5 protein-coding genes and 2 rRNA genes are annotated in these 10,119 nt (G+C 34.4%); 3 read left to right on the top strand and 4 right to left on the bottom strand.

The window, feature by feature from the left end; genetic code table 11:
* Positions 1–133, top strand: a 23S ribosomal RNA gene (locus RMN97_RS07495); the annotation flags it as partial.
* A 137-nt stretch (positions 134–270) separates the two neighbouring features.
* Positions 271–380 (top strand): 5S ribosomal RNA (gene rrf / locus RMN97_RS07490).
* Positions 381–759: 379 nt separating this feature from the next.
* On the opposite strand, the gene RMN97_RS07485 is transcribed toward rrf, so the two are convergent.
* On the bottom strand, positions 760–1,467 hold the full coding sequence (locus tag RMN97_RS07485) for a hypothetical protein (RefSeq protein WP_309613900.1): 708 nt from the start codon (positions 1,465–1,467) through the stop codon (positions 760–762).
* Positions 1,468–1,726: 259 nt separating this feature from the next.
* Between RMN97_RS07485 and RMN97_RS07480 the strand changes: the two genes are divergently transcribed.
* Positions 1,727–5,887, top strand: coding sequence for an AAA domain-containing protein (locus tag RMN97_RS07480; RefSeq protein WP_309613899.1), 4,161 nt, complete (start codon positions 1,727–1,729; stop codon positions 5,885–5,887).
* Between the two features lie 65 nt (positions 5,888–5,952).
* Here the strand turns inward: RMN97_RS07480 and RMN97_RS07475 are convergent, their stop codons facing one another.
* The 3 genes from RMN97_RS07475 to RMN97_RS07465 all read right to left on the bottom strand — a co-directional run.
* Positions 5,953–7,800, bottom strand: a complete 1,848-nt coding sequence (locus RMN97_RS07475; RefSeq protein WP_309613898.1) for a M1 family metallopeptidase — start codon at positions 7,798–7,800, stop codon at positions 5,953–5,955.
* A 248-nt stretch (positions 7,801–8,048) separates the two neighbouring features.
* Complete coding sequence (locus tag RMN97_RS07470; RefSeq protein ID WP_309613897.1) at positions 8,049–9,728, bottom strand: 2-oxo acid dehydrogenase subunit E2; 1,680 nt, start codon at positions 9,726–9,728, stop codon at positions 8,049–8,051.
* 2 nt (positions 9,729–9,730) lie between these two features.
* A partial coding sequence (locus tag RMN97_RS07465) for a thiamine pyrophosphate-dependent enzyme (protein ID WP_309613896.1) occupies positions 9,731–10,119 on the bottom strand: 389 nt, incomplete at its 5' end.

Raw genomic sequence — 10,119 nt, 5'->3', positions numbered from 1 at the left:
ATATAAGCGCGAAACCCACCACAAGATGAGATTTCTTTAAAGGGTCGTGGAAGATGACCACGTTGATAGGCTATAGATGTAAAGGCAGTAATGTCATAGTCGAGTAGTACTAATAACCCATAAGCTTATGTACGCTTTTCCGGCCCAGCCCCCCGACCCCCAAAGGGGGAGAAGGGAAAGGGCCGGAAGAAACTTTGTTACAATTTTATTATTCTTCTTTATCTCAGTATGTTAAGATATTAGTTGTAAGTCCGCTTACAACAAACGGCTTAAGGTGGTTATTGCGTCGGGGCTCACCTCTTCCCATCTCGAACAGAGAAGTTAAGTCCGACTGCGCAGATGGTACTGCAGTTATGTGGGAGAGTATGTCGCTGCCTTTTTTTATGGAAACCCTGTTCTAACGAACGGGTTTTTTTGTTTTTAGGCCAGAACCACCCCGCCCTTCGGGCACCCCTCAAGAGGGGAATCTTCAGCAGTTAATATGTAAGACTGTATAATTGACAAGGTTGGCTATACCAATGGTAAGAATGGCTATTGTATTAACATGATAGGTTATTCAAACGGTAATAGAGTTTATTGTATTGGTAAGGTTGGCTATTATATTAATAAGTTAGGCTATTCAATTGATAAGGGAAGCAATACTATTGGCAATTGAGGTTATTCAATAAGTAAGTTAGGCTATTCAATAGTGAGGATTTATAAAATAAAAAACCCTGATAATTCAAAAATTATCAGGGTTTTACTTTACATAGTGTTTTATCATATTTTTAATCCTTTTATGAGTTGGTACTCTGTGGAACTGTTTCCGTATTGTGCTTTTACGCTGTCTTTGATACGGATTGCTGTTTGTGATAACAGGTAGTAAGTATCTATACGCGTTGTGTTGTTTTGTACAAATTGTGTGAAAGTATTCATCACCTCATTGTTTGCTGCTACGGCATTTGTATAGATGTCATTTAACCCTGCTATATTCAGCGTTGTATTTGCTGGTTCATAGTTTCGCCCGAAGTTGGTTAAATTTACAATCAGGTCAGCAAAATACTGTGATCTTGAATTATACGACTGGTAGGATTGACTTACCGTTGCTTCAACAGGATTAGCGGATCTACTATTATTAATGTTTGCTCCTCTAATCTTAGCAACAATTAATGCTACATCTGTTGCTTCCTTGCTGGTTCTTCCGAAAGAACCTTTTACTGTTCCGTTTATTGGAGAAAGGATTTTGGTGATTGCCAATGTTCCTTTTTCGAATATTTGGATTCTGTTTTCTACAGCCAATGAGTAAGTTTGTTTTTTGTTAGCGACTGTGTTGTTGAATCCTTTTGTGGTGTTGATTAAATCAGTGAAACTGCTGATGCTGTACTCTGGTTTAATTGGTTGGTAGCCGTTGAAGTTTTGTAATGCTGCTACCAGGTTTTCTGCGTTACCGATTCTTGCTCCGTAACTGGTTTCTGATGTTGATCTCATGATTTCTAAAATTTAAAGATTATTTGTGAACTATTTCACATAAAATCGCGAGCCAAATTACATGCCAGTATTAGTAGGAGAAAGCTTAAAATTTGATTAAGATTGGTTTTTAGAAAAAAATTAAAAAAATAAATGGCAAAAGTCAAATAGAAAGTTTGCTTTGAATAATACAGGCATGAGATGTTTTTATTTTCTTACACTTAATAGAAATAATTTTATAAATTAAACGAATGGTAAATGAAGAACAATAACAAGAGGTATGGCTGATTTAATATTTTTAAAGGCATTAAGAGATAAATTAAAAGGAGGAAATACAAAATCTATCCATCTTAATGCATTGCCTGGCAGGTATGCTACTCGCCTTGATTTGTCTAATTTGAATTATATAAAACCTCAATTAGCTGAATCTTTTCTCGAATTACTTTTTACAAAATCCTGTTTTGAATTCAAGGTTTCATTTGATGATATAGATATTAATTCAATTTCTAATGATGAGCAAAAGCGATTGGGTTTATTATCTAAAAGATTAAATTCATTGAACATTGAAAATGAAGATAATTATAAAGAACATGGAATTAAAACATTTAGTTTTGGTTTTCCACTATTTATAATGCCTTCCAAGAGTGACCCCAAAAAAATAATTAAAGCGCCTTTGTTTATTTGGCCTTTGGAGTTGATAAAAGCAACAAATAAAATAAATACATGGTCCATTTTAAGAAATAAAACCAAAAATGAATTAGCAAAGATTGTTGATGAAGAAATTCATACAGTTAGTTTAAACGAAGTTCTGTTGTCATTTTTAAAGAATGATAAAGATGTAATAATTCCTCAGATAAATGAAGAATTACTTGAGGATGCTATTATTGACAGAAAAGAATTAATCGATGAATGCTTAAAAGTTTTAAATATCTTAAATCCGAATTCGTTGAATAGCTTTGAAAGTTTAACAAAAAAATTAAATGACAACTTAGAAACTATTCCAGAAGCAAAAACATTAGAATCTCAAGTAAATAATTTAGGAAGTATTTATTTTGGTGGAGTTTTTGGCTTGTTTAGAGCTCAAAAAGAAAGCATTATAACAGATATTGATAAGTTAATAGAGAATTTTGAAACATTTCAATTTGAAGAGTTAAAAATTGAAGAGTTTTCAGGAACTCCTCATAGTGCGGTTGAGACTGATCCTAGTCAACAAGAGTTACTTAATACAATGGGATTAGACACAAAAAAGATAATTCAAGGACCACCAGGGACTGGAAAAAGCCAATCATTAACAGCTCTAATAACTAATGCACTAGCAAATAATTTAAAATGTCTTGTTGTTTGCGAAAAGAAAACAGCTTTGGATGTAATAAAAAATAATTTGCATCGTGAAAATGACCAATTAGGAGCCTTGGCTGCTATAATAGAAGATATAAATAAAGATAGGGATGGAATAGTTAATTCTGTTAGAGACAGAATAAGCACAATACAATATCTACCTTATTTTAACACATCGAATTATATTACTATCAATCAAGATATTGATAAAAATATTTTTGAGATAAATGCGGGTCATAAATTGCTTGACGAAAAAATTTATAAAGGGAAAAACTGGACAGAGTTGGTTGGTAATTTTTTGATTAGAGAAAAGTTGTCAAATCCAGAATTATTGAAAAATAAATTAGATTATAACCATTTTAAATTCAATAAAGATGAGAATGAGTTAATTGAAATAGTATCTAATTTGAAGAAAGGTAAACAACTCTTTAGAGAAATTAACCACGTACAGCATCCTTTGAATATTTTGGATGATAATATATTTAATGAGGAGAATCCCAGAGGGGTTATCATAAAACTTGAAGAAGATGTTGCTGCAACAAGCAAAAAATTAGAGAAACTTTCAGAAAAAATTAATTCCGATATTAAAGAATATACTCATTGGATAAATACTCATTTTGATGAATATGCGGAGTCAGTAAAAATAGGAATAAATGATTATGTCTCTTTTATTAAAGCCAATAAAGATGAATATGGAGTACTTTTTCTTAATGAGGATGTTCTAACAAACATTAAAATCAATTTTTTTAGTGTTTTTTCGAAAAGATATAAATCACTTAAAAACAATAAAAAAGTTATTCTTGATAAAGTTATAGATGTCAAGGAAAGACATTTAAAACACAATTATTTTAATCACCATTATATTGAAATAAACAAGTCCAATTCCTTAATTGACTACGTTGAAAATATAAACAAATTAATAAATACATTCTCAGTTTGGGATGAGAATATAGAGAAAGTTAAAAATGAGTATACACAAAATATCTGTTTTGAAAATATCCATTTTAATTATGATGAACGAGAAAATATTAATAAAACAGAAACAAACTATAAACAGATTTCAGAAACTTTTGAAAAGGGAAAAATTTTAAAAAAATCATTATCATTAGCTACAAAACATCATAACAAACTTGTAGAAATTGAAAAGTTTCTAAATGACTTAAAAACGGTATCAGTTAATTTAAACGTTTTTAGAGAATATTATGATTGGAGAAGATTCTACATCCAATTACCTAGTTTGCATAAATCAATAGTTAATTCATTAATTGATTTAAATAATCCGGAATGGGAATCAATATTTGAAAGCTGGTATTATTACTGGTTATTAGCTTTAAATGAAAAAGAGGAGTTGCCGAAAAATGAATATAAAATTTTAGATTTATACGAGGCGAAATCTCAATTAAAGAATAATCAAATAGAAAGCATTATTAATAATTGGTCAAAAAGACAATCAAATTCTATTAAGCGAGTTCAAGGTAAAGGTTTAAATCCAATAAGCTTGTTTAATAAAAGAGGAGCAGCTGGGCAGAGAAGAAATTCTTTGAGGAAAATTGTTAATACTGATTTCGATTTGTTTACTGACTTTTTCCCAGTGGTTATGATAAGTCCATCCGTATGTAGTTCCATCTTACCATTGGTTGAAGGTCTATTTGATGTTGTTATTTTCGATGAAGCGAGTCAATTAAGGATTGAAGATACTTATCCTGCTTTGATTAGAGGTAAAATAAAAATTGTTTCAGGTGATAGTCAACAAATGCCGCCGACAAACTTTTTTCAAGGAGGCAATGCACTATTAAGCCCAAATGAGAATGATTATGAAGAAGAGCAAACCGCTCAAGAAATTCATGATTCAATGCAAAAAGTTAATGATTCGTTAGAATTAGCTGATAGTGAGTCTTTGTTAGTTTATGCTGAAAATAATAATTATAAACAGTCATATTTAAAGATTCATTATCGCTCACAGCATCCAAGCTTGATTGATTTTTCTAATCATGCATTCTATGGAAAGAGATTGATTCCAATGCCTGCAAAAGTAGAATATAAGCCTATTCAATATATCGAGGTTAATGGGGTTTACGAAGATTCAGTTAATAGAGATGAAGCAAAACAAGTAATAAACATATTGTTAAACCACATAAAGCCGCTTAAAAATGGTAAGTATCCTTCCGTTGGAGTTGCAACATTTAATCTTTATCAAAGAAATTTAATTTTAGAAGAGATATCTAAAGCCAGACAATTAAAGCCAGAATATGATAAAAAAATAGCTGATTTAGGTTCAGATTTATTTGTTAAAAATTTAGAGAATATTCAAGGTGATGAGAGAGATATTATGATTATTTCAACCACTTTTGGGAGAAGAGTTGATGGGTCATTTAGACAAATGTTTGGGCCTATATTACAAAAAAATGGTTTTAAACTTTTGAATGTAATAATTACTAGGGCGAAATATAAAGTTTATCTATGTACTTCAATTCCTCAAGAAAATATTAATCAATATTCTTCTTTACTTCAAGAATTTAAAAATAACGGTAGAGCAATTTTTTATTCATATTTGGCTTATGCTAGAGCTGTGAGTGAAAATAATACAGAAACAAAGGAATTAATATTAAAACAACTTTATGAAAATTGTGAGACAAAATCATTTGATATTGAATATGATGTAGTAGGGTCAGAATCTCCATTTGAAGATGAAGTTTATTATAGGTTAGCGAATAAAATAGGTCAAGAAAGAATTCAACAACAATTTAAAATGGGAGGGTTTAGAATTGATTTAGTTGTTAAATCAAAACTTACTGGAAAACCAATTATTGCTGTAGAATGTGATGGTGCCAAATATCACAGTAGTAACGAAGCTTATGCGTGGGATATGTTTAGGCAATCCCGCCTTGAAGAACAAGGTTTTATATTTTATAGAATTTGGTCGACAAATTGGTTTAATTATACTGAGAAAGAACTCAATAAACTTGTAGAGTTCATTCATAAAAGTGATTTGGAAGAAATTCAACAAACTAGTTTAGCTTCTGAAGAAAATATTTATAGTGAAGAAGACATAAACTTGAATCCTCCAATTTTTGGAGAAATCAAAAAATCATTATTTGATTAGTAAAGTCTCAGTGTGAATTATTTTGAGATTCCTCCTTCGTCGGAATGACAAAAGGAGGAGTTTTTTTATTTCAATATCTTTTCCAATGCCTCCACCGTTGTAGCATGATACCCTGATTTTGCTTTAGCATAAATTTGTTTTGCCCAAACTCTTCCTTCAGGCGTTTTTATCATTTCCTTGTATAGCGGCGTTAAGGAATAGGTGCGGCTATAGGTTGTTAAGTATCGCTCAATGGCAGGATAGGCAAATTTATACTGATGCTGAATCGCTATGATGAACCATTGGCGGCGGATTACAAAATTGCCTCCTTTGGTAAAGTTGAATTCTTTGTCGATATCGGTCATTTCCTGAACGGTTAAGTCTTTTGGCAGGTAATCTATGAAATGTTGTTTTTCGTTGGTTGATTTTATCTTTTGACTCAATCCTTTAGTGCCGGTTTTTCTCCATGTTTTTTGGATAATGTCAATCGCGTTGAAATCTTCTGATACAGGAGTGATTATATTAGATGGAATTCCCGGTTTATAAATCCAATCGTCTAGTTTTATTTTGTCAGCTAATGCTTTATCACCTTTGATTAGGTTTTTATTGAAATAGGCAACAAACGCTGTAGTAGTTATGGATTGGAACGCATGGTCATTGAAATAGTTGGTAAGAAATACATCAAATTTTTCACGACCAACTGTAGCTTCAATAGTCTGTAAAAAAGCATAGCCTTTTTCATAAGGGATGTCACTCAATGCGTCATCAGGGTTTTTACCTGCTGTATCTACTTTCAGTCGCGTATAAGGGTTGTCAATTCCAAGTTCATCCAAATTGTTTTTTAGTACTTTTCGACTTAGTACATCTTGCATATTGGCTTCTTTAACTCCAAATACTGCTTCTCCAATCCGGTGTTCAACATAAGTGGTAAAACCTTCGTTGAGCCAGGTTTCATCCCACGAGGCATTGGTTACCAGGTTTCCGCTCCAACTATGTCCTAATTCATGTGCTAACAAACTTGTCAACGAGCGATCGCCGGCTAAAACAGTAGGCGTGAGGAAGGTTAAGTTTGGATTTTCCATTCCGCCAAAAGGGAAACTTGGTGGCAGCACAATCACATCATATCTTCCCCAGCGATATGGGCCAAATATCTTTTCGGCGGCGTTAATCATATCTCCGAGTTTGGCAAATTCCCAAACTGCTTTGTCAATTTGTGAATGTTCCGCATACACTCCAGTTCTGCTATCAATCGATTTGAATTCAATATCGCCTACAGCGATTGCCATCAAATAGGATGGAATAGGTTTTTCCTGTTTGAAAGTATAAACGCCTGTTTCGTTTTTCTGTTGTGGATTTACGGCACTCATCAACGCCATTAAATCTTTAGGCACGGTAACTTTAGCATTATAAGTAAAGCGGACACTAGGTGAATCTTGGCATGGAATCCATGTACGCGACCAAATGCTTTGTCCTTGTGAAAACACAAATGGTTTCTTTTTGTCGGCGGTTTGTTCAGGTTTTAACCATTGTAGTGCTACGCCGTCTTTAGTTGTGTTGTAATAGATAGTGACTTTGGTAGTGTTCGGCTCTATAGTTATGTGAAGTGGTTTTCCGTGGAGTTCAATTGCTGCACCTAATTCGAATTGGGTTTCTTTTTCGTCATCACCCAAAGTAACTTTAGTGATGTTCAGCGTGTTTTCATCAAATATGATTTCGTTTCCTTTCGTAATATTATCAATTTGCCACGAAGCTTTTCCGGAAATAGTTTGGGTATCAAAATCGACTTTGATATTTAAATCCAAATGTTTGACAATAGCTTCAGATGGATTTGAAAACGAATGGGCGTCTTTTGTAGTTTGATTTTGTGGCGTGACTTCTTTTTTTTGGCAGGCAAATGTTACTATTAATAGTATTAGGAAATAGGGCTTTTTCATTTTTGATGTTTTATAACTTTCAAAAATAGGTAAAATTATGTGGAGTGTGAATTTATTTCTACCTACATTTCTTAGTGTTTTTGTGACTTTGCGAGATTTTTTTTCACGCAAAGACGCAGAGACGCAATGCTAGATACATTATGCTTTTGTTGAATGAACTAAAAAAAATCCCGTTCGAACTTTCACCCGAGGCAAAGCCGAACGGAGCGAAGCTAAAACGGGATTTATTATTGTTAAAACGAAGCGGCTTATGCCAACATCGTTACAGGATTTTCTATATACTGTTTCAAAGTTTGCAGGAATTGTGCTCCTGTCGCTCCATCAATAGTTCTGTGGTCACAAGCTAAGGATAGCATCATGGTATTTCCTACTACAATTTGACCGTCTTTCACAACTGGTTTTTCTACAATTGCTCCAACGGATAGGATAGCAGAATTTGGTTGGTTGATGATTGAGTTGAATTCGGTAATGCCGAACATTCCAAGATTAGAAATAGTAAAAGTACTTCCTTCCATTTCTGATGGGAGTAACTTTTTGCTTTTTGCTCTTCCGGCAAGATCTCTTACACTTGCACCAATTTGAGATAAACTCATGCCGTCTGTGAATGGCAATACAGGTACAACCAATCCATCTTCAACAGCAACAGCCACGCCAATACTAACGTGGTAATTAATTGTAATTGCATCTGCTGACCATTGTGAATTTATTTTTGGATGTTTTTTCAAAGCCATTGCGCTGGCTTTAATTACCATATCGTTGAAAGATACTTTGGTATCCGGAACGCTATTAATGACTGCTCTTGATTTCATTGCTTCGTCCATTGTTACTTCGATTACTAAGTTGTAATGTGGTGCAGTGAACAATGATTCTGCTAAACGTTTCGCAATGATTTTACGCATTTGAGAATTTTTGATTTCTTCTGTTGCAACTTGTCCTGCAGGAATATAAGATTTTGGCGTAGCTGCAGCAGGTTGTGCGTTGTCGGTTGTCGGTTGTTGCACCTCTCCCGAAGCTTCGGGAGCGCTCGGTGTGACACTGGAAGGAGTGAAGTTCTCCACATCACTTTTTGTAATACGACCGTTTTCACCTGAACCTTTTATTTGAGAAAGATTAATTCCTTTGTCCTTAGCAATTTGTTTTGCTAATGGAGAAGCAAAAATTCTTTCACCATCAGTTGTTGTTTGTGTAGCTTCTGTTGTTGGTGCAGCTGTTGCTGATTGTTCAGTTGTTGCCGGAGCAGCAGCTGGTGCAGCTCCACCATTTTTATAATTTTCAGCTATGCCTGTAATATCTGTTCCTGCCGGTCCGATGATGGCTAAAACGCTGTCAACCGGTGCCGATTGTCCTTCGGTAATTCCGATGAACAATAATGTACCAGCATTGAAAGACTCAAATTCCATTGTAGCTTTATCGGTTTCGATTTCAGCAAGGATATCACCTTCTTTTACTTCGTCACCTACTTTTTTCAACCAGGTTGCAACAGTTCCTTCAGTCATAGTATCGCTCAAACGAGGCATCGTTACTACAATTACTCCTTTTGGTAAAGAGGCTGTTGTCGGTTGTGAGTTGTCGGTTGTCGATTGAGGCACCTCTGCCGAAGCTTCGGGAGCGCTCGGCGTGACAGCTTCAGGTTTTGTCTCAGCAGCAACTGGTCCATCACCTCCTGAAATTATACCTGAAATATCTTCTCCTTCTTTTCCAATGATGGCTAATAATGAATCTACCGAAGCAGTTTCACCTTCTTTAATTCCTATGTATAATAAAGTGCCTTCATTGAAAGATTCAAATTCCATGGTAGCTTTATCGGTTTCGATTTCAGCAAGGATATCACCTTCTTTTATAGTGTCACCTACTTTTTTCAACCAAGTAGCAACAGTTCCTTCTGTCATCGTATCGCTCAAACGCGGCATTGTTATTTTTGTTGCCATAATTATAGTCTGTGAGGGATGAAAGGATAGTTTTCTTCTTCGTAAACCACGTCATACAATTGCTGTACTTCCGGGAAAGCTGATACTTCGGCGAATGTGACACACTCTTCCACTAAATCTTTTACTCTCTCATCAATAACTTCAATTTCTGCATCAGTGGCATATTTGTTTTCCTTGATGACATCCAATACTTGGGTGATTGGGTCAATTTTTCTGTATTCTTCCACTTCTTCTTTAGAGCGGTATAATTGTGCATCCGACATAGAGTGGCCTCTGTATCGATATGTTTTCATTTCCAGGAAAGTTGGTCCGTCACCACGACGCGCTCTCTCCATAGCTTCGTGCATAGCTTCAGCTACTTTTACAGGATTCATTCCGTCTACCGGTCCGC

It is taken from the genome of Flavobacterium sp. (assembly GCF_031381455.1).
Classification (GTDB): Bacteria; Bacteroidota; Bacteroidia; order Flavobacteriales; family Flavobacteriaceae; genus Flavobacterium.
This window is presented reverse-complemented; position numbering and strand designations above follow the sequence as displayed.

Bases quoted from the DNA above. Each gene is read 5' to 3' on its own strand.
- RMN97_RS07485 (WP_309613900.1), bottom strand. From the start codon at position 1,467: ATGAGATCAACATCAGAAACCAGTTACGGAGCAAGAATCGGTAACGCA.
- RMN97_RS07480 (WP_309613899.1), top strand. From the start codon at position 1,727: ATGGCTGATTTAATATTTTTAAAGGCATTAAGAGATAAATTAAAAGGA.
- RMN97_RS07475 (WP_309613898.1), bottom strand. From the start codon at position 7,800: ATGAAAAAGCCCTATTTCCTAATACTATTAATAGTAACATTTGCCTGC.
- RMN97_RS07470 (WP_309613897.1), bottom strand. From the start codon at position 9,728: ATGGCAACAAAAATAACAATGCCGCGTTTGAGCGATACGATGACAGAA.